We start from the raw sequence: 24,944 nt of genomic DNA, 5'->3' as shown, positions 1-24,944 counted from the left end.
CTCGGCGGCGCCCTCGCGCTCACCGCCTTCGCGGTCGTGCTGTGGCGGGCGGGGGCGGTCCCGGCGCCGCTGGCCGCACTGTTGCGGCTGGACACCGTGCCGTACGACGGGATCGGGCCGGAGGCCGGTGCGGTGCTCGCCGTGCTCGGTGCGCTGGCGCTCCTGGCCTTCGGCGGGCTCGGGCGCGGCCGGGTCGGCCACGCGTGGGTCCTGTCGCTCTCCGGTGACTACCGGGGGAGTGTGCGGCGGACCGGGCTTGTGTGGACGAGCCCGCTGATGCTGCGCCGCCGGGTCGACGTACGGCTGCGGCACTGGCGCAGCGAGCCGCTGCCCGCCGTGGACGCCGACGGTACGGCGCTGAGCGTGGTCGTCCTGGTGGTGTGGCGGATCAAGGACACGGCGCGGGCCGCGTACGCGGTGGAGGACCACGAGGCGTATCTCTGCGAGCAGGTGGAGGCGGCGACGGCCCGGGTGCTCTCGCAGCTGCCGGCCGACGCCTTCCACGAGGACGGGCCGACCCTGCGCGACAGCGAAGCGGTGGGGGACTCGCTGACCCGGATGCTCAAGGCGGAGACGTTCCCGGTGGGCATCGAGGTCTTCTCGGCTCAGCCGACCAGGATCGAGTACGCCCCGGAGATCGCTGGTGCGCTCCAGCGCAGCCGGGTTGCCGCGCTCGACGCCCGGCACCGGGCCACCGTGCTGACCTCGGTGGTGGACGCGGTGGACGACACGGTGACCCGGCTGACGGCGCGCGGGCTCGTCGAGCTGGACGTCTATGAACGCAACGCGCTCGTCCGGGATCTGACGGTCGCCTTCTACTCGGGACGCGGCGGCACGCTTTCCTGAAGCCCCCGCTTGAAGCCCCTGCCCGAACCCCCTGCCCGAAGCTCCACCCCGACGCCTCTTCCCGAAGCTCGTTCCCGACGCTCCTCCCCGAATTGGTTCAGACCTGTGTTTGATATGGACACGGCGAACTGCCGTCCATACTCTGGGGCTTGGTCTAGACCGCAGCTCGGCACGCAGAACTTTCCCGAGTTCCGAGGAGTGCAGCATGCGCAAGAGAATAGGTGCGGCCGTGGTCGGCCTCGCCGTGGCGGGCGTCTCCCTGCTCGCCACCGGCAGCGCCAGCAGCCACGGGTACACCGACCAGCCCATCAGCCGCCAGAAGCTCTGTGCCAACGGCACCGTCACCAACTGCGGTGCCATCCAGTACGAACCGCAGAGCGTCGAGGCCCCCAAGGGGTTCCCCGGCGCGGGACCCGCCGACGGCAAGATCTGCTCCGGCGCGCACGACGACTTCGCCCAGCTCGACGGGGCGCAGGCACCGGACGGAGGGGCCTGGCCGACGACCAAGCTCACCGGCGGCCAGGCGTACACCTTCCGCTGGCAGTTCACCGCCCGGCACGCCACGACCGACTTCGAGTACTTCATCACCAAGAACGGCTGGGACGACTCCAAGCCGCTCACCCGGGCCGACCTCGAACCGCAGCCGTTCATGACGGTGCCGTACGGCGGTCAGCAGCCGCCCGGAACCGTCTCCCAGCAGGGCACCATCCCCACCCAGAAGACCGGCCACCACATGATCCTGGCCGTGTGGAACATCGCCGACACGGGCAACGCGTTCTACGCCTGCTCGGACGTCAGCTTCTGACCGTTCAGTTCTGACGGGCAGTCAGTTACCCTCCTCCGCCATGAGGAACGCCGATACCGTCGCGGAGCTCGTACAGCGTCAATGGGGCGATCAGCGGCCCGGACTGAGATCCGGTGACCGGGTCCTGAGCCACCATCAGATCGCCTCGGGGGCTGCCGCGCGGGCCGCGCTCCTGGTGGACCTGCTCCCGGCCGGAGCCGAGCCCCACGTCGGGGTGCTGCTCCACAACACCCCGGAATTCCCGCTCTGGCTGAGCGCGGCGGCCCTCTCGGGGGCCGCCGTCGCAGGCATCAACCCCACCCGGCGCGGCGCCGAACTGGCCCGCGACATCGTGCACACCGACTGCCGGGTGCTGATCACCTCGCGGGAGCTGCTGCCGCTGCTCGACGGTCTCGAACTGCCGGGCGTACGGATGCTGGTCACCGACTCCGACGCCTACCGCGAGCTGCTCGCCCCGTACGCGGACGCCCTCCCGGGGGAGGCGGTCGCGGCCCCGGTGTCCCCGTCGGCGCGGATGCTCCTCTACTTCACGTCGGGCTCCACGGGCGCGCCCAAGGCGGCGATCTGTACCCAGGGGCGGCTGGCGGCGGCCGGTCAGTCCCTGGTCACCCACTTCGGGACCGGCGTCGACGACGTCCACTACATCTGTATGCCGCTGTTCCACGGCAACGCGGTGATCGCCAACTGGGCCCCCGCCGTGGCGGCCGGCGCCGCCGTCGCACTGCGCCCCCGCTTCTCGGCCTCCCGCTTCCTGGACGACGTACGGGCCCACGGCGCCACGTACTTCACCTATGTCGGCCGCGCCGTGCAGTATCTGCTGGCCACCCCGGAGCGGCCCGACGACCGTGCGCACCCGCTGCGGATCGGTTTCGGCACGGAGGCGGGGGCGGTGGACGCGGCGCGCTTCGCCGACCGGTTCGGGGTGCGGCTGGTCGAGGGGTACGGATCCTCCGAGGGCGGCGCGGCCGTCCAGCGCACCCCCGGCACACCCCCGGGCGCGATCGGCCGGGCGGCGCCGGGCGACGACCTGGCGGTGGTCGACCCGGAGACGCTCGACGAGCGCCCGCCCGCCCTTTTCGACCGGGCCGGGCGCCTCACCAACGGCACTGCAGCGATAGGGGAGTTGGTCAACCGCGGCCCCAACCCCTTCGAGGGGTACTGGCGCAACGCGGCCGCCGACGCGGACCGCAGACGCGGTGGCTGGTACTGGACCGGCGACCTCTTCTACCGCGACACCGAAGGCTTCCTCTACTTCGCGGGCCGCACCGACGACCGGCTGCGCGTCGACAGCGAGAACCTGGCCGCCGCCATGATCGAGAACATCCTGGCCCGCTGGTCCGAGACCGTGGCGGTCGCGGTGTACGCGGTGCCCGACCCGGTGGCCGGCGACCAGGTGATGGCGGCGCTCGCCCTGCGCGAGGGCGCCGCCTTCGACCCGGTGGCCTTCGCCGGCTTCCTGCGTGAACAGCCCGACCTGGGAACGAAGATGGCGCCGTCCTACGTACGGGTCGTCCCCGCGATGCCGGTCACCGCGACGAACAAGGTGCACCGCGTCGGGCTGCGCCGCGAGGGCTTCCGCTGCGGTGATCCGGTGTGGCGGGCGGTGGACGGTACGTACGTGCGGCTGACGGCCGATGACGTGGAGCGGCTGGTGGCGGAGTACGGGAAGCGGGGGCGGGGTGAGCTGCTGACCCGGTAGCGTCCCGGCCCACGAGGAGCCGGAACGGCAGCCGGTCTACGCGGCCCGCACGGCCTACCCGTCCCGCACGGTCTACCCGTCCCGCACGGTCTACGCGGCCGGCGCCATCGGTGTCGCGGCCGCGTCGGTATGGGCACCGGCACCGGCACCGGTGCCGGGTCCCGCCGTACGGCTCCGCTCCCGCAGCAGCGCCACGGTCAGTACCGCCCCGGCCAGCAGCAGCACCGCACCGCCGGCCGCCGCGAAGTGCATCCCGTGCACGAACGCCTGCTCTGCCTGCTCCACCAGGCCAGGGCCGCCCACGGCCCGCGCCCCGCCCAGCGTCTCCCGGGCCTGGCCGGGCGCCGAGGCCGGCATGTCGGCGCGGTAGACCGCCGTACCGATGGAGCCGAGGGCGGCCATCCCCATCGCCCCGCCGAACTCCTGCCCCGTCTCCAGGAGCGACGCGGCCGAGCCTGCCTTGTCCACGGGGGCCAGTGCGAGCGCCGTATCGGCCACCAGCGCCATCACGGTCACGATGCCGCAGCTGCTGACGGCGGTCCCGGCCAGCAGCAGCCAGAGCGAGTCCGTACCGGTGAGGTCCAGTACGACGAAACCGGCCGCCGCGATGACGAACCCCGCGGCGACCACCGACGACCGCTTCACCCGCTGGGCGACCGCGGTGGCGGCCGGCGCGGCGAACCCCACCGTGACCGAGGGGGCCATGGACCAGAGCGCCGCCTTCATCGTGCTCATCCCGAGCACCGACTGGAGGTACTGCGTGGTGAAGTACGCGGAGCCCATCATGGCGAAAGCGGCCAGCGCGTTGAGCGTGATCCCGGCGCCGAAACCCCGCTCCCGGAACAGCGCGCGACTGATCATCGTGGACCGGCCGGAGCGCTGTCTGCGGACGAAGACGGTGCCCACGGCCAGTCCCGCCAGGACACACAGCAGCATCGGGAGGGTGCAGCCGTGCGCGGCCATCTCCTTGACGCCGTAGATCACCGGAAGCACGGACCCCATCGACAGCGGCACACTCAGCAGATCGAACCTGCCGGGCCGCGGGTCCTTGAACTCCGGCACCAGGAAGGGGACGAGGACCAGCAGCAGCACCATCGCGGGCACATTGATCAGAAAGACCGAGCCCCACCAGAAGTGCTCCAGCATGACGCCGCTGAGCACCGAACCGAGCGCGATCCCGCCCGCCATGGCGCCCGACCAGATGCCGACCGCCTTGGAGCGCTGCTTGGTGTCGGTGAACATGTTGCGGATCAGCGCCATGGTGGAGGGCATCAGCGTGGCCCCGCCGATCCCGAGCACGGCCCGCGCGGCGATGAGCATCCCGGCGCTCTGCGCGTACGCGGCCCCGACGGACGCCACACCGAAGGCGGCGGCCCCGAACAGCAGCAGCTTGCGGCGGCCGATCCGGTCACCCAGCGAGCCCATCGTGATGAGCAGCCCGGCCAGGGCGAAGGCGTAGATGTCGAAGATCCAGAGCTGTTGGGTGCTGCTCGGGTGGAGCTCCCGGGCGATGGACGGGATGGCGAAGAACAGGACGGACACGTCCATCGAAACAAGCAGGAGCGGCAGCAGCAGCACGACGAAGGCGGTCCACTCCTTGCGGCCGGCGCGGTCAGTGGTCGGTTCCTGACGGGTGGGCTGAGTCATGAGCGTGACTGTACGAGCGTCATAAACGCTTGTCTAGTACGAGTGTGTAATACAGTTGTATGGAGTGGTGCCGGCGGTGCGGTATCTGTCCGTTCCGCATGCTTGCGTGTGAGAATCGGGGGCTCACCCGTCAGGCGGGAAGGGGGGCGATCGTGGAGGCCGGATCCCTGCGGCGGCCGGGGCGTGTCGCCGTCATCGGGGTGGGCGTCATCGGAGCGTGCGTGGGCCGGCACCTGTCCCGGCACGGCGCCGAAGTGATCTTCATCGACGCGGGCCGGCCGGGCGAAGGCGTCACCAACTGGTCCTTCTCGTGGGCCAATGCCAGCAACAAGACCGCGCGCAAGTCCTACTTCGACCTGAACGTGGCGGGCATGGCGGCGCACCGTGAGCTGGCCAGGGCCATCGGGCCGGATTCCTGGTGGTATCCCCACGGCCATCTGCGCTGGGCGGACGATCCCGCAGCGGAGGCGAAGCTCCTGGAGACAGCCGGGCTGCTGGCGGGCTGGGGCTACCGGGCCGAGGTGCACACGGGTGCCGAGGTGCGCCGCCGTCTCGAACCTGCTCTTACGGTGCCCGGTGAGGCGCCAGTCGTCTTCTACCCCGACGAAGCCTGGGTGCACGGACGCCATCTCGTCGGGCGCCTGGTCGGCCGGGCGGTCGCGTCCGGCGCCGAGCTCCGGTCCGGCATCGCGGTCCGTGACATCGGCACCGGTGCCGACGGGAGCGTCCGGACCCTGGCCCTGTCCGACGGGAGCCGCCTCGACGTCAGCACCGTCGTGAACGCGACAGGCCCCGACGCCAGCCGCATCGCCGCGCTCATCGGACGGAATCTGCCGATGCGCCGGGAACCGGGCGTCGTCACCCGGCTCGGCTGCGCTCAGGTCCCGGTGCACCGGGCCATGCACGCGCCTCACATCGAGATCCGCCCTGACGGGGACGGGTCGGTGGTCCTTCACAGCCGCGAGACCGACGCACTCATCGACACCGGCGAAGAGCCGGCGGAACTCGCACGGCTGCTGCGTCAAGCGGCGCGGCGCGTCGTCCCGGAGCTGGGCAACGCCCGCATCGCACAGACACGGGTGGCCTTCCGGCCCATCCCGGGCGACGGGTTCCCCTCGGTGGGGGCGGTGCCGTCCGCGCCTGGCTACTACGAGGCCGTTTCCCACAGCGGCATCACGCTCGGACCGGTCATCGGCCGGCTGCTCGCCTCGGAGATCCTCAGCGGGGAGAGGGACGAGATGCTTGCGGACTTCCGTCCGGAGCGGTTCCCCCGGTGACAGCCGGGCCGGAGCGCAGCACGAAGAAGCCCCCGGCACAAAGAAACCCCCCGGCACAAAGAAGCCCCCGGCACAAAGAAACCCCCCGCTTCCGCGAGGGGCTTCTTCTGTCGGTGCGCCGCCAGGGACTCGAACCCCGGACCCGCTGATTAAGAGTCAGCTGCTCTAACCAACTGAGCTAGCGGCGCCTGCTGACTCGGAAATAGTAGCTGGTCCGAAGGGGTGCTCCAAACCAGGCCATGATCGGCTCCGGAGCGGGCCTCAGAGGGCGAGTGAGAGCACCACGGGTGCGGCCTGCCGGTTCAGGGAATCCGCCGCGGCCCGTAGCCGGTGGGCGTGCTCGACCGGGAGGGAAAGGGCCAGGCAGCCGACGGTCGAGCCGGCCGTGAGCGGTACCGCGGCGCAGACCGTGCCGACCGCGTACTCCTGGATGTCGAGCACCGGGACCGTGGCCGGCTGGGCGTCGAGCTTGGAGAAGAGGACCCGCTCGTTGGTGATCGTCTTCGAGGTGAGCCGGGCGATCTTGTGGCGCGAGATGTGGTCGCGGCGGGCGTTCTGGTCGAGCTGGTTCAGCAGGCACTTGCCCGCCGCGCTGGCATGCGCAGCTGAGCGGAAGTCCACCCACTCCTGGACCGCGGGCGTCAGCGGCCCGTCGGCGACCTGAGTGATCTTCATCTCGCCGTCGATGTACCGGCTGATGTAGACCGCGGCACCGACCGAGTCCCGCAGCTGGTCCAGGGTGTTCTGCAGCCTGGCCTGGAGCGCCGCCTCGCGGGTGGCGCCGGAGCCGAGGAGGACGAGCGAGTCGCCGATGACGTAGGCGCCGTCACTGACCTGCTCGACATACCCCTCGCGGCGCAGCATCAGCAGCAGGGCGGACAGATGGAAGGTGGGCAGGCCGGTCTCCCGGGCGATGTCGGCATCGGTCACGCCGCCGCCGTACTTGGAAACGGTCTCCAGTACGCGGAGTGCGTACTGCACCGAATGGAACGGCGCGGTCGGCTCGGGCTTCAGCGCCACGGTTCCCCCTACAGGTTGTGACCGTTTGCTCGCGTACCACGATAGCCGCCAAGGACCCCTTGTGGGGGGCCTGTTGACGACTTGCTGGCGCGCCCCGAGCCCCCAAGCTGGGGCGCGCCACCATGGCATATGCCGGAGTCATGATTTCGATCGGGAGCCTGAGGTCAGAGCACTGCGCTCAGGAACTCGCGCGTACGTTCGTGCTCCGGGTCGCTGAAGATTTTCTCCGGCGAACCGGACTCGATCACCTTGCCGGAGTCGAACATCAGCACATCGTCCGAGATGTCCCTGGCGAAGTTCATCTCGTGGGTGACGCACAGCATGGTGATGTCGGTCGTACGGGCGATGTCCCGCAGGACGTCCAGCACCCCGGCCACCAGCTCCGGGTCGAGCGCCGACGTGACCTCGTCGAGCAGCAGCACCTGCGGCCGCATCGCCAGCGCGCGGGCGATGGCGACGCGCTGCTGCTGGCCGCCGGAGAGCTGGTTCGGCTTGGCGTCGGCGCGGTCACCGAGCCCGACCAGGTCGAGCAGGCCCTTGGCGCGCTCGGCGGCCTCGTCCTTGGACATCCCGAGGACCCGGACCGGGGCCTCGGTGATGTTGCGCAGCACGGACATGTTCGGGAAGAGGTTGAACTGCTGGAACACCATGCCGATGTTCTTGCGGACCTCGCGGATCTGCTTCTCGCCCTTCGACGGGAAGAGCTGGTCACCGTTGACGGTGATCACCCCTTCGTCCGGCTTGAGCAACGTCATCAGAAGTCTGAGAATCGTCGTCTTCCCGGAACCGGAAGGTCCGATCAGGGTGACGTGCTTGCCCGGCTGCACCGAGAAACAGAGGTTGTCGAGCACGGTGTTGTCGCCGAACCGCTTCGTGACGTTGTCGAAGCGGATGAGCTCGTTCGTGGTGACCGGCTTCGTCGGGGTCTTGATGACATCGGCCGCCGAGGTCCCGGCGTTCGCCGTGTTCTCGGGCCCGGTGTTCTCGGGCTGGGGGTTCTCGGGCCCGGTGTTCTCGGGCTGCTCGGGGCTGGTGGGGTTCGCGTCAGCGGACAAGGCGGCGCTCCAGGGCTCGTACAAGAAGAGATGCCGGATAGGCGATGACGATGAAGGCGACGCCGACCACGGTGAGCGCCTCGTTGTACTGGAAGGTCATCCCGCCCTGCAGGCGGGCCTGGCCCAGCAGGTCGAGCACGCTGATCGCGACGACCAGGGGGGTGTCCTTGAGCATCGCGATGACGTAGTTGCCGAGCGCGGGCAGCACCCGGCGGATCGCCTGCGGCAGGATCACCGCGGTCCAGGTGCGGCTGCGGGGCAGGGAGAGCGCGGTGGCCGCCTCCCACTGTCCGACCGGCACCGCGTCGATGCCGGCCCGGTAGACCTGGGCGGTGTACGTCGAGTAGTGCACGCCGATCGCGACCGTGCCGGTGGTCAGCGCGGAGAACTGGATGCCCCACTCGGGAAGCACGAAGAAGAGGAAGAACAGCTGCACCAGCAGCGGGGTGTTGCGGATGAACTCGGTCACGAAGTTCACCGGCCACCGTACGAAACGGGTCTTCACCCGGTAGCCGAGAGCCCAGACCAGACCCAGCGCGAAGGAGAGCACCGAGCCGAGCACCAGAATCCGGAGGGTGGTGAGCAGCCCGTCCCAGAAACGTGGCATGAAGTCCGCGACCGCGGACCAGTCCCAGCTGTTCATCGGGCACCTCCGGTGGCCGTGAGGCCGAGATTGGCCCGGGTCTTGCGCTCAAGTGCCCGCATCCCGCGGGTGAGTACGAACGCGATGACGAAGTAGATGACCAGGACCACCGAGTAGATCTTGGAGCTCTCCTGGGTGGCGAGCCGCACCAGATAGGCGGCGAACGACACGTCCCCGACGCCGAGCAGCGACACCAGGGCGGTGCCCTTGAGCAGCTCGATCAGCAGGTTCGAGAACGGCGGCATCATCTCGGGGATCGCCTGCGGAAGCAGGATCAGACGCATCCGCTGCCACGGGGTGAAGTTCAGCGCGACCCCCGCCTCGCGCTGTGCCGGCGCGACCGCGTTCAGCCCGCCGCGGACGATCTCGGCGCCGTACGCCCCGTAACTGAGCCCCAGGGCGAGCACCGCGGCCCACATCGGCACCAGCGCCCAGCCGAACAGGTTCGGCAGCACGAAGAAGATCCAGAACATCAGCACCAGGGACGAGGTGCCGCGGAAGATCTCCGTGTAGAAGCCGGCCAGGAAGCGCACCACACGGGAGCGGTGCGAGCGGGCCATGCCGATGCCGAAGGCCACGACGACGGCCAGCGCCGCGCTGTAGATGGTGAGTTGGATGGTGATCCAGATGCCCGGAAGCACCCAGTGCTGCCACAGTCCGGACGTCATGCGCACAGCTCCTTGGCCGTCAGCGTGGTCATCTCGTCCTTGGTGAAGCCGAACGGCTGCAGCACCCGGAAGAGTTCGCCGCTCTTCTTCATCTTGTGGATCTCGACGTTGAAGGCGTCACGGAGTGAGGTGTCGGTGCGGCGGAAGGTGAACCCGCCGCCGTCGATCTTCTTCTTGCCGTCGATCGTGGTCGCGAAGGCTTTGGTCGACTCGGCCTTGCGGCTCTTCTTCACCACTTCGCGAACGGTCAGCGAGGTACCTGCGAAGACATCGACGCGGCCGGACTCGACGGCGTTCAGACCCGCCACCTGGTCCTGGAGAATGACGATGTCCTTCTCCTTGTAACCGGCCGCGATGGCGTAGGCGATCTCGGCGTACGCGGTGCCGGTGGCGAACTTCGCCTTGGCCTTCACGCAGTCCTCGTAGTTGTGCAGGTTCTTCGGGTTGCCCTTGCGGACGATGAAGGCGTCCAGCATCTGGTACTCGGGGTCGGCGAAGATGACCTGCTGGCAGCGTTCCTTGTTGATGTACATACCGGCCGAAACGCAGTCGAACTGCTGCGAGTTGAGCCCGGGTATCAGTGAAGCGAAGTCGGTGGCCACCGGCTGGACATGGCCGACACCGAGCCGTTTGAAGATGATCTTCGCGAGTTCCACGGCCTCGCCGGTGAAGTCCCCCTGCTCATTGATGTACCCGTACGGCACCTCACCCGCGATGCCGAGCCTGACCGTGCCCTGCGACTTGAGCCTGGCGAGCGTGTCTCCGGTCGGTACCCGGGCGCAGCCGGCTGCCCCGAGCGCCCCCGCGGCGCCCAGACCCGCCATGCCGAGGAGAAGCGAACGGCGGCGTACGGACTCTATGGGCCGTATGAGTCGTCTTGTGGTGCTTCCTGAGTCGTTCCCTGGTGGTGAAGCCATGGGCGCGCGGCTACCCGACTCCAGCCGAGGTATGCCGGTCAATTTCAGCCGCTGACACGGAGAGGCGCCCTTGACCGCCCGGGGGCCCGGGGGGAAACCATGGAGGGATGAGCGATCGATTCGTGGAACTGTCCCTCGACAAGCGCGGTGTGAGCTGCACGGCGAAGCTCCTCGACGACAAGGCGCCGGTCACCTGCGCGGCGGTCTGGGACGCGTTGCCCCTGGGCGGCGACGTCTACCACGCGAAGTACGCGCGCAACGAGATCTACGCCCTGGTCCCGGGGTTCGCGCCGCAGGAGCCGCCACTGGAGAATCCGACGGTCACCCCCATCCCGGGCGATCTCTGCTACTTCACCTTCTCCGAGACGGTGCTGGGCACGGACTCGTACGGCTACGAGACCGCGGCCGACCACCGCGGGCGGACCACGGTGGTGGACCTGGCGCTGTTCTACGAGCGGAACAACCTGCTGATCAACGGGGACACCGGCTGGGTGCCCGGGATCGTGTGGGGCACGGTGGTGGACGGGCTCGACCGGATGGCGGAAGCCTGTCAGGACCTCTGGCGGTCGGGCGCGACGGGCGAGACGCTCAACTTCCGCCGGGCGTAGGGACCTTCCTGCGGCCGGTGCGTCACGGAGCGGCCACCTCTGCCGCCACCCCCGCCTCGTACAGCGCGTGTGCGGCCCGCAGCACCACCGCGTCCGTGTGCCGGGCCCCCACCAGCTGCACCCCGATGGGCAGTCCGGCCCCGTCCGTCCCGCAGGGCACCGAGGCCGCGGGCTGCTGGGTCAGGTTGAACGGGTACGTGAAGGGCGTCCACCCCGTCCAGCGGTGGTGCCCCGAGCCCCTGGGTGCCTCAAGACCCGCCTCGAAGGCGGTGATCGGCACGGTCGGGGTGACCAGCAGGTCGTACCGCTGGTGGAAGAGCCCCATGCGCCGGCCCAGCTCCATCCGTACGTCCACGGCCGCCAGATAGTCCAGCGCCGAGTACCGCTCGCCCTCCGCGACGATCTCCCGCAGCCCCGGGTCCAGCAGCTCGCGCTGCTCAGGGCCGATGTGCTCGGCCACCCGGGCCGCTCCGCCGAACCACAGCGTGTGGAAGGCGGCGACCGGGTCGGGGAGATCGGGGTCCGTCTCCTCGATGTACGCGCCGAGAGCCGCGAGCCGCTCCACCGCGCGCCGTACCGAGGCGGCCACCTCGGGGTCGACCGCGACCTGGCCGCCGAAGTTCGGCGAGTACGCGATCCGCAGCCCCTTCACCCCGCCGTCGAGACCGGTGCGGAAGCTGCCGTCGGGCGGGGCCAGCTGCGACCAGTCGCGCGGGTCGGGGCCGCTGATCACATCCATCATCAGCGCCGCGTCCGCCGCGTCCCGGGTCAGCGGCCCGACATGCGCGAGCGTCCCGAAGGCGCTCGCCGGATAGAGGGGGACCCGCCCGTACGTCGGCTTCAGCCCGAAGATCCCGCAGAACGACGCCGGGATACGGATCGAGCCACCGCCGTCCGTGCCGAGCCCCAGCGGCCCGGCCCCCAGTGCCACCGCCGCCGCGCTGCCGCCGCTGGAGCCGCCCGATGTGCGGGTGGAGTCGTGCGGGTTACGGGTCACCCCGTGCCGCGGGGAGTCGGTGACGGCCTTCCAGCCGAACTCGGGCGTCGTCGTCTTGCCGACGAGGACCGCGCCGTGCTCCCGCAGCCTGGCCACCGACGGCGCGTCCTCGTCCCATTCCCCGTCCGGCCGTACGGTCCTCGACCCGCGCAGCGTCGGCTCGCCGCGCAGCAGCAGGATGTCCTTGACCGTGACCGGCACCCCGTCGAGCAGCCCCTGCGGTTCACCCGCGCGCCAGCGTGCCGCCGACGCCCCGGCCTGCTCCCTGGCCCGGTCGGAGTCGATCCTGACGAAGGCGTTCACATCGGGCTGCACCACCTCGGCCCTGTGCAGTACGGCGTCGGCCGCGTCGACCGGCGTGAAGCTGCCCTTCCGGTAGCCGGCCAGGAGCTCTCGGGCGGTGAGGTCACAGAGGTCAGTCATGGGTGTGGACGTACCCACGTTTCTTGTCCACCACGTTCGGCAGGGGCTCTCCGTTCGCCCACTTGTCGTACAGCTCGACGAACTGCTCGGCGAGATCGTCGCGCCAGCCGACGGTGTCGCCGCTCATGTGCGGCGAGATCACCAGCCCGGGGATGTCCCAGAGCCGGCTGTCGGGCGGCAGCGGCTCCTCGGCGAAGACATCGAGCGCCGCGCCGGCCGGTCGCCGCTTCCCGAGCGCCTCGGCCAGGTCGTCCTCGACGACGAGCGCCCCGCGCCCCACATTGATGAAGTGGGCCGACGGCTGCATGGCAGCGAAGGCGTGCGCGCCGAACATGCCCCGGGTGGCGTCGGTGAGCGGCGCCGCGCAGATCACCCAGTCGGCGCGCGGCAGCAGCCTGTCGAGCTCGTCCGTGCCGTGGATCCCGGCGCGCGCGGTCCTGCCGACGAGCGCCACCCGCACCCCGAGCGCCGTCAGCGTCGCGCCGATCGCCCGGCCGATGGGCCCCGACCCGACGACCACCGCCCGAGTCCCCGCCACGCGACGGGTCTCGCGGTGCTGCCAGCGCCGCTGGCGCTGGAGCTCCTGCGTACCGGGGAAGTCCTTGGCGAAGGCGATGACGAGGCCCGCGACGTACTCGGCGATCGGCTGGTCGAAGACTCCGCGGGCGTTGGTCACCACCGTGTCCGAAGCGGCCAGCTCCGGGCTGAGGAGATGGTCCACCCCGGCGCTCGCCGTATGCACCCAGCGGGGGCGCGGCCCCTCGCCCGGCCACACCCTGCGGACCGCGTCGGAGAGGAAGTCCCAGACCAGCAGGACGTCCGCGTACGGCAGTTGGTCACCGATGGTGTGGGCGTCCGCGTGCACGATGTGCGCCCGGTCGGCCAGTCCCCCGAGGCGCGGCGGCGGGTCGGCGTCCAGGACCAGGAGGGTCGGTTCAGCGCTCTGTTCAGCGGGTTCGGGCATCTGCGCGGTCCTTCGACTGGGGGTGGTCGGGTTTCGTCGGAGTAAGCACATTGCAACGTCTGAGATGTGCGGATTGACCGGGCTCGCACCGTGACCCTACCGTCGACATCAGAAGCACAACGGCCTCACCCACATCACTTGGGGGGCAGTCATGGACATCTCCTTCCTCGGCGGACCACAGCCACAGCGCGGTGTGGGTGTCGTCGCCCCTTTTGACTTCGCTCTCGACCGAGAGCTGTGGAGGTGGGTGCCGGACGATGTCTCGCTCCATCTGACGCGTACCCCCTTCGTGCCGGTCGAAGTCTCCCTGGACCTCGCCCGGCTGGTCAGCGAACACGAGACGCTCCGGGAGGCCGTCCGGGCCCTGGGCGCGGTCGCGCCCCAGGTCGTGGCGTACGCCTGTGCCAGCGGCAGCTTCGTCGGCGGGGTCGCCGGGGAACGGGCCATGTGCACGGCGATGGCCGCGGCCGGCGAGCTGCCCGCGGTGACGACGTCGGGAGCCCTGCTGGAGGCTTTCCGGGAGCTCGGCGTCCGGCGGATCGCCCTGGTCACGCCCTACACTGAATCTGTGACGTCAGCCCTGGAGGAATACCTCGGCGAAGCGGGGACAGTCGTCACCGGGCGGGCCTTTCTCGGTCTCACCAGGCACATCTGGAAAGTCCCGTACCGCGACGTGGTGGACATGGCACGGCAGGCGGTGATCGGTTCGGCGGACGCCCTCTTCATCAGCTGTACCAACCTTCCGACGTACGACGTGATCCCGCAGCTCGAAGCGGAGCTGCGGATGCCGGTGCTTTCGGCGAACCAGGTCACGATGTGGGCGGCGCTGCGCGTGATCGGCGCCCACGCCGTCGGTCCGTACCAGCGGCTGCTGATCGAATCGGCGCCCGCGTCCGAGCCGGCACCGGCACCCCTGCCCGCGCCCGAGCCCGCCAGCGCACTGGCAGAAGATCCGCCCGAAGAGCAGGGAGGCTGGACATGACAGCGGTCGGGTTCCTTTACCCGGGGCATTCAGCGGAGGACGACTACGAGCGCATCGAGCAGCTCCTGGCGTCCGACGTGAGACTGTCCGTCGTCCACACCGACATCGGCGAGGACGCGCACCGGGTGGACGCGCTCCTGGAGATGGGCGCGGCGGACCGGCTCGCGGCGGGCGTCGAGGAGCTGCGGCTCGCCGGGGCCGAGACAGTGGTGTGGGCGTGCACGAGCGGCAGCTTCGTCTACGGCTGGGACGGCGCGCAGCAACAGGTCAGGGACCTGGCGCTGGCGGCCGGGATGCCCGCGTCCAGCACGTCCTTCGCCTTCGTGCACGCGATCCAGTACCTCGGCGCGAAGAAGGTCGCCGTCGCCGCGACGTATCCGGAGGACGTGGCGGCGTACTTCGCGGCCTTCCTCAAGTCCGCGGGTGTGGAAGTGACGGCGACCCGCGGCAGCGGCATCATCACGGCGGCCGAGGTCGGCACCTGGGGCCGGGACGAGGTCATCGAACTGGCCCTTTCGGGAGACCATCCGTCCGCCGACGCGGTGCTGCTGCCCGACACCGCGCTGCACACCGCGGCGTATGTGCAGGAGCTGGAGCAGGTCCTGGGGAAGCCGGTGCTCACGGCGAACCAGGTGTCCGTGTGGGAGGGGCTGCGGCTGGCCGACCGGAAGGTTCCGGGGGAGCGGCTCGGGAAGCTCTTCGCACGCAGGACGTGACGCGGGCGGCGGGTGCGGTCCGGGTGCTGACGTGGACGGCGGCCGGGCCCTGCGCACGGGCGGCGGCCGGGCCCTGCGCGCGGGCGGCGCGGGAATAACCGGAGACCGTCCCCTGTTGCCGACGCTGTACCTGGCCGACAACCAGAAAGGCCCAGCGCGGTGGACCCGATTCAAGGCAAGGCGGCCGGAACCGCTCCCGTACCCCTGTCCGTACTGGACCTGGTGACCGTGGGGGAAGGGCGTACCGCCACCCAGGCCATCAGGACCGGGGTGGAGATCGCCAAGCTCGCCGAGCGGCGCGGTTTCCACCGGTACTGGGTGGCCGAGCACCACTCCATGCCCGGGGTCGCCTCCTCGTCGCCCGCCGTGCTGCTCGCGCACCTCGCCGCGCACACCGACCGCATCCGGCTCGGCTCGGGCGGGGTGATGCTGCCCAACCACGCGCCCCTGGTGATCGCCGAGCAGTTCGGCACGCTGGAGGCGATGGCCCCGGGCCGGGTCGACCTGGGGCTCGGCCGGGCCCCGGGCACCGACGGGGCCACGGCGGCCGCGCTCCGCCGCTCCGACCGGCTCCATGAGGGCGCCGACGAATTCCCGCAGCAGCTGGCCGAGTTGATCCGGTTCCTGGACGACAGCTTCCCGGACGGCCACCGGTACGCCCGGATCCACGCCGTGCCGGGGCCCGTCCAGGGCCCTGCGGGGCGGCCGCCGGTGTGGCTGCTCGGCTCGTCCGGCTTCAGCGCACGGCTCGCGGGCACGCTCGGGCTGCCGTTCGCCTTCGCCCACCACTTCTCGGCGCAGAACACCATCCCGGCCCTCGACCTCTACCGCGAGTCCTTCCGGCCGTCGGCGGTGCTGGACAGCCCGTACGCCCTGATCGGCGTCGCCGCCCTCGCGGCCGACGACGAGAAGGAGGCCCACCGGCAGATCCTCAGCGGCGCGCTGTCGATGGTCCGGCTGCGCACCGGCCGGCCGGGTCTCGTGCCGACGCCCGAGGAGGCCGAGGCGTACCGGTTCAGCCCGGTGGAGCGCGAGTTCGTGGACGGCTGGCTCAGCAACATCATCACCGGCACCGCCGACGAGGTCCGTTCCGGTCTCGACGACCTCCAGAAGCGCACGGGCGCCGACGAGCTGATGATCACCGCCAACGCACACGGCGGTGAGGCGCGGCTGCGCTCGTACGAGCTGATCGCCGACGCGTACGGGCTGCCCGGGTAAGGGCTGTCCCGTAATCCCTGGCGGGCGCACGACGGGATTACGGGACAGCCCTTAGGACAGCGGCACGGCACAAGGGGTGGGGCGGCCGGGCGGCCGCGCCACCCCTCAGTCGTGTCGGGACCGCCGTCAGCCGTGCGGCACGGGGGCGCCCGCCAGCAGCGCGCCGATCTCCGCCGGGGCCACCGCCCGTGAGTACAGATAGCCCTGCCCGGTGTCACAGCCGATCCTGCGCAGCCGCGCCGCCTGCCCCGCCGTCTCCACGCACTCCGCGGTGACCGTGAGGCCCAGCCGGTGCGCGAGCTGCACCAGCGCTTCGACGATCATCTCGTCGGCCGGATTCGGGTGGCTGCCCGCGTCGTAGCGGAATCCGCGTACGAACGACCCGTCCAGCTTCAGCACCGACACCGGCAGCCGGCTCAGATAGGCGAGGTTCGAGTATCCGGTGCCGAAGTCGTCGATCGCGATCTGCACACCCATGTCGCTGAGGTCCTGGAGCGCCTGGAGGGGGCGGCCCGCCGACCCCATCACCGCCGACTCGGTCAGCTCCAGCTGGAGCAGATCGGGTGCGAGGCCCGTCTCGGCGAGGATCCCGGCGACATCGGCGACCAGATCCGAGTCCCACACCTGCCGTACGGCGATGTTGACGCTCACGAACAGCGGTGGGCGCGAGGGGTGTTCGAGCTGCCACGCCCTCGCCTGCCGGCAGGCGGTGCGCAGCACCCACGCGCCGAGCTGGACGATCGAGCCGTCCTCCTCGGCCAGACCGATGAAGCGGTTCGGGGTCAGCCGGCCGAACTGCGGGTGGTTCCAGCGCACCAGCGCCTCCACCCCCTTCAGCTCCCCGTCCGCCAGATCCACCAACGGCTGGTACTCAAGCACGAATTCACCGTCGTCCACGGCGGGCCGCAGGGTGGACGAGAGCGCCTGCCTGGTCATCCGGTGGGCGTTGCGCTCCGGGTCGAAGAGCGTCCAGCGCGCCTTGCCGTCCGCCTTCGCCCAGTACAGCGTGGTGTCGGCGTCCTGCATCAGACCGGTGGCGCTGGTGCCGTCGGCGGCCCGCTCCACCACCCCGATCGACGCCGAGACCGAGAGCCGCTGGCCGCCGAGGTCGAACGGCTCCTGGAGTGCGGCCAGCACCGAGGCCGCGAGAGCGGCGAGCTGGTCCGTGCCGGTGGAGTCCTCGACCAGCAGGGCGAATTCGTCCCCGCCGAGCCTGGCCACCAGGTGGCCGCTGCCACCGCCGTGACCGGTCTGGTCGGCGCAGTGGGTCAGCCGGGAGGCGACGACGCCGAGCAGCCGGTCGCCGAAGCGGTGGCCGAGTGTGTCGTTGACGGCCTTGAAGCCGTCGAGGTCCAGATAGCAGAGCCCGATCCGGCCGGTGCCGGGCCGGTCGCACGCCGCCGGGTCGAGCGCGGCCGACAGCCGCTCGAAGAACAGGGTGCGGTTGGGCAGCCGGGTCACCGGGTCGTGCATCTGGAGGTGGCGCAGCCTGGCCCGGAGTTCGCGCCGGTCGCTGACGTCGGCGACCGAGAGCAGCACCTGGGAGCTGTCGGGGAAGGGGGCGACGCTGACCTCGGCCCAGAGCGAGTGGCCGTCGGCGTGCTTGAGGCGGCGGGTGCAGCGGAAGCTGGAGCGGCGGCCCCGGAGCACCTCGCGGTACGCGTACCAGGTGCGGGTGTCCGCCGGGAGGTCCACGAGGCGGGCCGCGGTCTGCCGGGTCAGCTCGGCGGGCTCGGTGCCGAGCAGTCCGCCGAGCGCGGCGTTGGCGGAGACGACCAGGCCCTCGCGGTCGACGACGGCCATCCCGAGCCGCGCGGTGTTGAAGGCGGCGCGGTAGTCGTGCAGCTCGGCCGCGGTCCGGCCGACAGCCTGACGCTCTGTGACCGGTGGCCGGACGGATCCCGGTACAGGACCCGGTCCTTCAGGGGTTCCGTTCACGGCTGGCTCCCGCGGTGCAGTCGTCTCGAACAGGTGGGGTCGGGGTTCGTCGGCCGGGCGGTGGAGGGACGCCGAAGGCGCGTGTCCACATGGGAAAGTGTGCCGATCATAGAGGTTGAAGCAAGGACCGTTCCAGCCTCCTTGGCGCACGGTGGTCGGTCCCGCGCCCAAGGGTGATCGTTTCTGCGCGGCTACCGTCCGGGGGCTTTCCGACGTGATCGGTTGTGACTTTCCGTAAAGGTCCGGGGTGTCGGGTCGATCACTCGCCTGGGGCAGCTGGACAGGGCATAAACATATAAACCGGCCCAGGGTGGGTGGGGTGTCCCGCAACCCGAACCCGGAGGTCCACGTGCAGCGTCCGCAGGCACCCGGGCGAGTGGACCGGTTCCGGCTGCGGCAGACCGCCGCCATCCTCGTCTCGTTCATGGCGCTCACCGCGACATCGCTGGTCGCGGGGCCCGCGGTGGCCACGGTGGGCGGCGCGGGGCCGTGCGCGCTGGCCCGCACCGACGACCACCACTCGGACGGGCTCGACACCTGGAACTCCGCCTACCCCCGGCCGGTCGGGGCGCTCGACGCGGTCATGATCTTCCTGTCATTCCCCGGCACCGTGCCCGACACCACTCCGCAGGAGCTGACCGGCGACTACTTCCCCTCCACCACCGAGTTCTACCGGCGTGCCTCGTACGGGAAGTTCACGCTGCGGCCGCATCCGATGCAGCGGTGGACGACGATGCCGAAGCCCGCCTCCGCGTACGCGATACGGCGTGACTGGAGCGCGGGCGAGCGCGACGCGTATCTGCGGGACGCGGTGGCCGCGGCCGATCCCTCGGTGGACTTCAGCAAGTACGACCTCGTCTATCTGATCGCCGACCCGGACGCGCCGGGCGTCGACTCCGATGCCACGAAGGTGGTCAACCTGGATACTCCGCTGCGCGCCGACGGCACGGACATCCGGCGCTTCGTCACCGGCTTCGAGCGGCATCCGCCGGACCGCGACGTGCTGGCCCACGAGACCGGTCACGTCCTGGACCTGCCGGACCTCTACCACCGTCCGTCCGACGACAAGGGCGACTGGGACACCTATGTGGGGGACTGGGACGTCATGGGCAGCCAGTTCGGGCTCGCCCCCGACTTCTTCGGCTGGCACAAGTGGAAGCTGGGCTGGCTGGGCCGGCGGCAGATCGGCTGTGTACGCGGCACCGCTCCCCAGATGTTCACGCTTGAACCGCTGGAGAAGGTCACGGCGCCCGGCACGGACACGGCCGGGACCCGGCTCCTCGTCCTGCGGACGGGGCTGGAGAGCGCCCTCGCCATCGAGGCGCGGACCGCGGCGGGCAACGACGTGTCGACCTGTTCCGAGGGGGTCCTCATCTACCGGGTGAAGGCCGACCTGGCCTCGGGCGATGGCCCGATCCGGGTGGTCGACACCCACCCGCACAGCTCGGGCTGCTGGGGGCAGTCGGTCTACCCGCCGCTGGCCGACGCGCCGCTGGGGGTCGGGGAGACCTTCACTGTCCCCGGCAACGGGACGAAGGTGGAGGTGGCGGACCGTACGCCGTCGGGATCCTGGACGGTCAAGATCACGCCGGTCATCTGAGGCTGCTCCGGACATCTCAGGCTGCTCCGGTCATCCGGGGCGCCGCTGATCCGGAGCCCCGCCCGGCCGGGACAACGAAGAAGCCCCCCGCTTCCGCGAGGGGCTTCTTCCGTCTGTGCGCCGCCAGGGACTCGAACCCCGGACCCGCTGATTAAGAGTCAGCTGCTCTAACCAACTGAGCTAGCGGCGCCTGCTGACGTCGTAGACCTTAGCACCCTGATCGGCGCTGGTAAAAATTGATAAGCCGCCCGCCCCGGCCGCCGGGGCGGCCGCCGCCCGCGCCGCCCTGACGCAGGCCCAGAGCAGCACCTCGGGCCCCGGCAGCCAGGGATGGCGGGTGTCGGGGGCGACCAGCCAGCGCGGCCCCGACCGGGGAACGGACGAGGTCAGCGACGGTACGGTCACCGCGTCGCCCGGGCCGTGACAGAGCAGCGGCGGCACCGCGTCGCCCCACTCCTCCCAGTGCAGCAGGGACGGCAGCCGCTGGGCCGTGCCGGGGGCGGCGAAGAGCAGCATCCGGCCGCGGTGGCCGGCGACCGGGCCCGATCCGGGACCCTCCGACCACAGGGTGTCCAGCATCCGGCGGCCGAAGATCGCGGGCACATTGACGACGTCGAACACCGAGCCGCAGTCCAGCACGGTCGGGGCGGTGGGTTGGGACTCCCAGAGCGAGAGCGCGCTGCGCGGGTACGGCGCGGCGGAGGCGAGCCACCCCGCGCCGGCCGGGGTGACCTCTGTGGCGTGCTGACCGTCCTGCTCGTCGAGGATCCGGCTGAGCCCTGCGGACGAACGGCCGACCGTGGCATGGATGACCGAGCCCCGTACGCCGGAGCCGCCGATACCCGCGCTGCGGAGGCCGGGGCCGCGGAGGCCGGGGTTTCTGCCGGAGGGGATTCCTGCGCTGTCGTCGTTTCGCTGCCATGCGCTCATGCCGACCAGGTGTACCGGGAGTGAGGGAGGCACTGCGCTGGGTTGGCGGAAACCGGGACAGGCGGGGGCGGGAAGGCGTATCTTGCCCACCGGCCTTGCCTCTTGGCTCTGCCTCGGGGCATATGCCGTACGGCGGGCGGCGCCGTGGATCCGTCAGGTCGGCAGGCCGCGCAACAGGTCCCGGCCGAACTCGACCATCTTCTTCGCGTAGTCCTCGGTCCACTGCGCGCGCTCGGCGATGTCCGCGGTCGTCAGCCGGTCGAAGCGGCGCGGGTCGGCGAGCTGCGCCGCGGCCATCGCCTGGAACTCGACCGCCCGGTCCGCTGCCGCGCGGAAGGCCAGGGTGAGCTCGGTGGCGCGGGTGAGCAGCGCCGCCGGATCATCGATCGACTCCAGGTCGAAGAAGTGCTCCGGATCGGCGGTGGCCTCGGAAGGCTCGAAGAGCAACGGCGCAGGCCGCGGCTTCCGCTCGCGCTGTTCGGGCTCCGCCATGTGTGCCTCCTGCTGGTGCCGTTGTGCGTCTGCTCTGCGGCTGCGCTGCTGCATTGCCGCGCTGTGTCGGGTTGGGCGTCAGGTTCTGCGTCCGGTTGTGCGTCCGGTCGTGGGGTACCGGATCTGCCGTGGGATTCCGGCCACCGTCCATTGTCCCGCCCCGCGCAAGGGGCCGTCCGGCGCGGTCACCGGGGCCGGCCCGGCGGGTCAGGGTGTCCACGGCACGCGGTGTTCCGCGAGGTGGGCCAGGACCGCGTGGTTCGCCTCCCAGCCGTCCGGGAACTTCACGGTCACGCCCAGCTGTACCGGCTCCGTCGACGGATGCTCGTCCAGCAGCTCGGCCACGCCCTCCCGGCACACCACGATGCAGGCGTGCCGGTGCCGTGACGCCAGGACGCACAGCCTGCCCGTCTCCAGATGGAACGCCGTCGCGTCCGGTCGGCCCGACAGCGGGTGCAGCACCACCGTGACGTCGAACTCCCGGCCCTGCAGACGGTTGGCCGTATCGACCGCGACACCCGTCACCCCGAGCTCCGCGAGCGCCGACCGCACCGCGGCCGCCTGGTCGCGGTGGGCCGTGCCGACCGCGACACGGTCCGCCGTCAGCGGCACCGGATCTGGCGACTGCTCACTCACCGCCGCGCCCCCGCGGTCCAGCAGCCGCCCGACGACCAGGGCCACCGCCCGTACCGCCTCCGGGTCCGTACGCGGTGTGTGCCGCGCGGGCAGTTCGAGCAGACCCCAGCCCGAATCGGCCGCCTCGTCCAGTACCCGGTCGGGGCCCGAACCGTCCGACGCCACCCCGAAGGTCAGCCGCCGGTCACCGTGGTCCGTGCCGCTGCGGAACGGCGTGTACGGGTAGAACGCGTCCGAGACCAGCGGCGCGGCCGAGGCCGGCAGCCGCCAGGAGACCGGCAGCCGGTGCTGCGGCAGCTCCGGATTGTGCGCGAGCAGGGTGGAGACCGCACTGGCCGACGGGTCGTACGTCAGCCCCGCCCACTGCTCGGCGCCGACCACACTGAACGGGTCGAGCTGGCCGGGGTCGCCCACGAACAACGCCCGCTCGAACAGCCCGGCCACGGCCAGCAGAGCGTCCGACCGCATCTGGTACGCCTCGTCCACGATCGCGTGCCGCCAGGGCTCGACGCCCTTCACATGCGCCCACTTCGCGGCCGTCGAGATCACCACGTCGAGCCCTGCGAGATCCGCGGCCTTGGCGGACTTGCGGACGTTCGGCAGGTCGTCCAGCGCCTTGTCGTACGGATCGGGGTCGCTGCTGTGCAGCCGGCCGACCGGCAGCTCGGGATCCTTCCCGGCCAGCCGGACGACCAGGTCGTCCACCTGGGCGTTGGTCTGCGCGACCACCATCAGCGGGCGGCCGGCGGCGGCCAGTTCACGGGCCGCGCGCACCACCAGCGTCGACTTGCCCGCGCCGGGCGGCGAGTCGACCACCACTCCGCGGGAGGTGCCGTGCAGCGTGTCGTCGAGGATGGCCCGCGTCGCACGGGCCGCCTCCGCACCGGGATCGAAGGTCACAGCAGGTCCTCGGGGGTGGCGGGGTCGGGGAGGCGCACAGGGGCCGCGGTGTCCGGCGGGCCGCCGTGGGTCCACGGGGTGTCCTCCTGCGCGGGCAGCTCGGGCCCGCCCCGCGCACTGTGCTCGAACAGCGTCCAGCACAGCCGGTCGCCCTTCTCCGGAACGGTCCCCGGGGCCGGCTCCCTGGCGCGGCCCATGCCGTTGGTCAGCCGCAGCACCAGCGAGCCGTCCTCCTCGTACCGTACGAACTCGGCCGTCTGGGTCTTCGGGCCTGTCGTTCGGGCCAGGCCGGGCTCGCGGGGACTGGCACGCACATCTGCGGCGTTGTCGTCAATCACCATGGCTCCGCCATGATTCAATCCTCCGCCTTGCGGCTGCACGCACCAGTCCCCGCTCCCTGATCCGGCCTGGCCCGAACGGAAGACCCTGGGCGGGTCGCCCGGGAGCGCCCGGTGGACCTTGGTGCGCTCCCCGATGTGCGGGGAGTCGTCCGTGCGGAGCGTCACCAGGGGGCGCGGGCTCGGGCGCTTCGACTCGCTCCACGCCATCACCACGTCCGTCACCTCGCCGCTGAACGCCTCGCCCGCGAGCCGCCGTCCGGCCATCACCAGCGGATCGTCCAGGGCCTCCTGTGCCTCCAGCTGTGTCTGCGCGGTCTCCCGGGTGGCGAGCTTCTGCGCCGCCGTCACCGCGTCGTCCTTGCGGGGCTGGGGCGGCTCGCCCGCCCGTACCCGGTCCCGGTGGCCGGTGAACGACCATCGGTCCCGGGTCCACCGGTCGCCCGCCCTGGCTCCCTCGGGCAGCTCGCGCAGCAGCCCGAGCGCCTGCCACACCGCGTCCCAGGTGGGGCGCAGCTGCCCGGCCAGCAGCGTGCGGATCTCCCGCTCGGCCGCTGTCAGTTCGCCGAGCCGGTCGTCGGCCGACGGTCCGTCCTCGGCGGCGGCCAGTGCCGTACGCGCCGTGTCGTACCGCTCCACCGCCGGGGCCAGCAGCCTGTTGTCGAAGGCGGGGTCGGTCGCGGGGCCCGCGGGCGGGCAGAGCAGCTGCCCGTCCCGGTCGCGTCCCAGCTCGGCCCGGAGCGCCGCCTCGGCGCCCGATGCCCCGTCGCCCGGGGCGATCCAGGCGAGCAGCGCGCCCAGATGCTGGTCCTCCAGAGTGCTCTGGCCGGTGGCCCAGTGCCGGTTCAGCAGGTCGGTCGCCGCGAGCAGCAGCGAGGACCCGGGGACCCGGGCGCGCTCACCGTAGTGCGTCAGCCAGCGGCCGAGCAGCGGGACGCGGGGCGGCGCCGGGTAGGGCGTCTCGGGATCCTCATCGGCCGTACGCCGGAAGCGCGTCGAGCGCCCGATGAGCCGTACGAAGTCGATGCCCGCCCGGCTCGGCACGATCAGCTGCGGGGCGTCCGTGCACAGCTCCGTCTCGACCTTGACCTTCTTCTTGGTCTCCGGGTCGGTCTCGGACCGCTCGGCGGCCTCGACGTCGTCGGCGTACTCCTCGATGTACGGCAGGACGGCATCGGCCAGCTCGGCGAGGAACGCGAACCGCAGGTCACGGTCGCGCGGCTGGGCGACGACCAGCAGCCTCGGCGCGGCGGGGTCGGTGCCGACGAGTGCCCCGAGGGGTGCGCCGGCCTCGCCCGCCGTGGTGAGGGGGACGAACACGAGCGGGCGCGCGGAGAGATCCTGACGGTGACGGGCGCGCGGCCGGGCTGCGCGCAGCATCCGCGGCGCGGCGGGGTACGTGCCGAATACTGCCCCGAGGGGTGAGCCGGCGTCGCCCGCCGTGGTGATGGGGACGAACACGAGCGTGCGCGCCGAAGGATGACGGTGGCGGACGGTGGCGGTGGGCTCCGCGCGGCCGGACCGCACGGCTTCCAGCAGGGCGAGCGTGCTGATCAGCGACATGGCGACGGCCCGTCCTGCCCGGCTGGGGCCGGGCCACTGTCCTGCCCGGGGAGGGCCGGGCC

22 protein-coding genes and 2 tRNA genes are annotated in these 24,944 nt (G+C 71.3%); 9 read left to right on the top strand and 15 right to left on the bottom strand.

The annotated features are described in order from the left end of the window. The 3 genes from G3I19_RS18790 to G3I19_RS18780 form a co-directional block, all read left to right on the top strand. The coding region (locus G3I19_RS18790; RefSeq protein WP_275402753.1) for an SPFH domain-containing protein at nucleotides 1-846 on the top strand (846 nt) is incomplete at its 5' end. Nucleotides 847-1,051: 205 nt separating this feature from the next. Then, the gene (locus tag G3I19_RS18785; RefSeq protein WP_164264794.1) at nucleotides 1,052-1,651 is read left to right on the top strand and encodes a lytic polysaccharide monooxygenase; all 600 of its coding nucleotides are present in this window, start codon (nucleotides 1,052-1,054) and stop codon (nucleotides 1,649-1,651) included. Between the two features lie 40 nt (nucleotides 1,652-1,691). Continuing rightward, complete coding sequence (locus tag G3I19_RS18780; protein WP_164264793.1) at nucleotides 1,692-3,350, top strand: AMP-binding protein; 1,659 nt, start codon at nucleotides 1,692-1,694, stop codon at nucleotides 3,348-3,350. 90 nt (nucleotides 3,351-3,440) lie between these two features. Here the strand turns inward: G3I19_RS18780 and G3I19_RS18775 are convergent, their stop codons facing one another. Continuing rightward, nucleotides 3,441-4,997, bottom strand: a complete 1,557-nt coding sequence (locus G3I19_RS18775) for an MFS transporter (RefSeq protein ID WP_164264792.1) — start codon at nucleotides 4,995-4,997, stop codon at nucleotides 3,441-3,443. Nucleotides 4,998-5,149: 152 nt separating this feature from the next. On the opposite strand from G3I19_RS18775, the gene G3I19_RS18770 reads away from it, so the two are divergent. Further along, nucleotides 5,150-6,274: an FAD-dependent oxidoreductase gene (locus G3I19_RS18770; protein ID WP_343235138.1), complete on the top strand. Its 1,125-nt coding sequence runs from the start codon at nucleotides 5,150-5,152 to the stop codon at nucleotides 6,272-6,274. 114 nt (nucleotides 6,275-6,388) lie between these two features. On the opposite strand, the gene G3I19_RS18765 is transcribed toward G3I19_RS18770, so the two are convergent. The 6 genes from G3I19_RS18765 to ehuB all read right to left on the bottom strand — a co-directional run bounded on the left by G3I19_RS18765 (nucleotide 6,389) and on the right by ehuB (nucleotide 10,484). Continuing rightward, a tRNA-Lys gene (locus tag G3I19_RS18765) sits at nucleotides 6,389-6,462 on the bottom strand. A gap of 73 nt (nucleotides 6,463-6,535) precedes the next feature. Next, nucleotides 6,536-7,294, bottom strand: coding sequence for an IclR family transcriptional regulator C-terminal domain-containing protein (locus tag G3I19_RS18760; protein ID WP_164264790.1), 759 nt, complete (start codon nucleotides 7,292-7,294; stop codon nucleotides 6,536-6,538). A 164-nt stretch (nucleotides 7,295-7,458) separates the two neighbouring features. Further along, nucleotides 7,459-8,226: an ectoine/hydroxyectoine ABC transporter ATP-binding protein EhuA gene (gene ehuA / locus G3I19_RS18755; protein ID WP_164264796.1), complete on the bottom strand. Its 768-nt coding sequence runs from the start codon at nucleotides 8,224-8,226 to the stop codon at nucleotides 7,459-7,461. Nucleotides 8,227-8,338: 112 nt separating this feature from the next. Continuing rightward, nucleotides 8,339-8,992: an ectoine/hydroxyectoine ABC transporter permease subunit EhuD gene (ehuD, locus tag G3I19_RS18750; protein ID WP_164264789.1), complete on the bottom strand. Its 654-nt coding sequence runs from the start codon at nucleotides 8,990-8,992 to the stop codon at nucleotides 8,339-8,341. Continuing rightward, a complete protein-coding gene (ehuC, locus tag G3I19_RS18745) occupies nucleotides 8,989-9,660 on the bottom strand; it encodes an ectoine/hydroxyectoine ABC transporter permease subunit EhuC (RefSeq protein ID WP_164264788.1) in 672 nt (223 codons plus the stop codon). The genes ehuD and ehuC overlap by 4 nt, the downstream gene beginning before the upstream one ends. Further along, nucleotides 9,657-10,484, bottom strand: coding sequence for an ectoine/hydroxyectoine ABC transporter substrate-binding protein EhuB (ehuB, locus tag G3I19_RS18740; protein ID WP_164264787.1), 828 nt, complete (start codon nucleotides 10,482-10,484; stop codon nucleotides 9,657-9,659). The genes ehuC and ehuB overlap by 4 nt, the downstream gene beginning before the upstream one ends. A 200-nt stretch (nucleotides 10,485-10,684) precedes the next feature. Between ehuB and G3I19_RS18735 the strand changes: the two genes are divergently transcribed. Further along, entirely contained in the window at nucleotides 10,685-11,185 is a 501-nt protein-coding gene (locus tag G3I19_RS18735) for a DUF3830 family protein (protein ID WP_164264786.1), read from the top strand. Between the two features lie 22 nt (nucleotides 11,186-11,207). Here G3I19_RS18735 and G3I19_RS18730 read toward each other — a convergent pair whose 3' ends face one another. Both G3I19_RS18730 and G3I19_RS18725 read right to left on the bottom strand, forming a co-directional pair. Further along, complete coding sequence (locus G3I19_RS18730; RefSeq protein ID WP_164264785.1) at nucleotides 11,208-12,605, bottom strand: amidase; 1,398 nt, start codon at nucleotides 12,603-12,605, stop codon at nucleotides 11,208-11,210. Further along, entirely contained in the window at nucleotides 12,598-13,569 is a 972-nt protein-coding gene (locus tag G3I19_RS18725) for a D-2-hydroxyacid dehydrogenase (RefSeq protein WP_164264784.1), read from the bottom strand. The genes G3I19_RS18730 and G3I19_RS18725 overlap by 8 nt, the downstream gene beginning before the upstream one ends. A gap of 151 nt (nucleotides 13,570-13,720) precedes the next feature. Between G3I19_RS18725 and G3I19_RS18720 the strand changes: the two genes are divergently transcribed. The 3 genes from G3I19_RS18720 (at nucleotide 13,721) to G3I19_RS18710 (ending at nucleotide 16,485) form a co-directional block, all read left to right on the top strand. Continuing rightward, nucleotides 13,721-14,551 (top strand): decarboxylase, encoded by an 831-nt coding sequence (locus tag G3I19_RS18720; protein ID WP_164264783.1) that lies wholly within the window; start codon nucleotides 13,721-13,723, stop codon nucleotides 14,549-14,551. After that, a complete protein-coding gene (locus G3I19_RS18715) occupies nucleotides 14,548-15,267 on the top strand; it encodes an aspartate/glutamate racemase family protein (RefSeq protein WP_164264782.1) in 720 nt (239 codons plus the stop codon). Before G3I19_RS18720 ends, G3I19_RS18715 begins: the two co-directional genes overlap by 4 nt. A 159-nt stretch (nucleotides 15,268-15,426) precedes the next feature. Then, nucleotides 15,427-16,485 (top strand): LLM class flavin-dependent oxidoreductase, encoded by a 1,059-nt coding sequence (locus G3I19_RS18710; protein ID WP_164264781.1) that lies wholly within the window; start codon nucleotides 15,427-15,429, stop codon nucleotides 16,483-16,485. Nucleotides 16,486-16,611: 126 nt separating this feature from the next. Here the strand turns inward: G3I19_RS18710 and G3I19_RS18705 are convergent, their stop codons facing one another. Next, a complete protein-coding gene (locus G3I19_RS18705) occupies nucleotides 16,612-18,423 on the bottom strand; it encodes an EAL domain-containing protein (RefSeq protein ID WP_164264780.1) in 1,812 nt (603 codons plus the stop codon). Between the two features lie 349 nt (nucleotides 18,424-18,772). Here G3I19_RS18705 and G3I19_RS18700 point away from each other — a divergent pair, with 349 nt between their 5' ends. Further along, the gene (locus G3I19_RS18700; protein WP_343235139.1) at nucleotides 18,773-20,023 is read left to right on the top strand and encodes a M6 family metalloprotease domain-containing protein; all 1,251 of its coding nucleotides are present in this window, start codon (nucleotides 18,773-18,775) and stop codon (nucleotides 20,021-20,023) included. Between the two features lie 116 nt (nucleotides 20,024-20,139). Here the strand turns inward: G3I19_RS18700 and G3I19_RS18695 are convergent. The 5 genes from G3I19_RS18695 to G3I19_RS18675 form a co-directional block, all read right to left on the bottom strand. Beyond that, nucleotides 20,140-20,213: transfer RNA gene (locus G3I19_RS18695), tRNA-Lys, on the bottom strand. Further along, nucleotides 20,204-20,953 (bottom strand): bifunctional DNA primase/polymerase, encoded by a 750-nt coding sequence (locus G3I19_RS18690; protein ID WP_164264779.1) that lies wholly within the window; start codon nucleotides 20,951-20,953, stop codon nucleotides 20,204-20,206. Before G3I19_RS18690 ends, G3I19_RS18695 begins: the two co-directional genes overlap by 10 nt. Before the next feature lie 153 nt (nucleotides 20,954-21,106). Beyond that, nucleotides 21,107-21,445, bottom strand: coding sequence for a hypothetical protein (locus G3I19_RS18685; RefSeq protein WP_164264778.1), 339 nt, complete (start codon nucleotides 21,443-21,445; stop codon nucleotides 21,107-21,109). A gap of 207 nt (nucleotides 21,446-21,652) precedes the next feature. Continuing rightward, nucleotides 21,653-22,981, bottom strand: coding sequence for an AAA family ATPase (locus tag G3I19_RS18680; protein ID WP_164264777.1), 1,329 nt, complete (start codon nucleotides 22,979-22,981; stop codon nucleotides 21,653-21,655). After that, the gene (locus G3I19_RS18675) at nucleotides 22,978-24,699 is read right to left on the bottom strand and encodes a hypothetical protein (RefSeq protein ID WP_239074520.1); all 1,722 of its coding nucleotides are present in this window, start codon (nucleotides 24,697-24,699) and stop codon (nucleotides 22,978-22,980) included. The genes G3I19_RS18680 and G3I19_RS18675 overlap by 4 nt, the downstream gene beginning before the upstream one ends. Nucleotides 24,700-24,944: the final 245 nt, after the last annotated feature.

It is taken from the genome of Streptomyces sp. SID10853, from assembly GCF_010548145.1.
Lineage (GTDB): Bacteria > Actinomycetota > Actinomycetes > Streptomycetales > Streptomycetaceae > Streptomyces.
The sequence above is the reverse complement of the archived record's forward strand: the minus strand, read 5'-3'. Positions and strand labels throughout refer to the sequence as shown.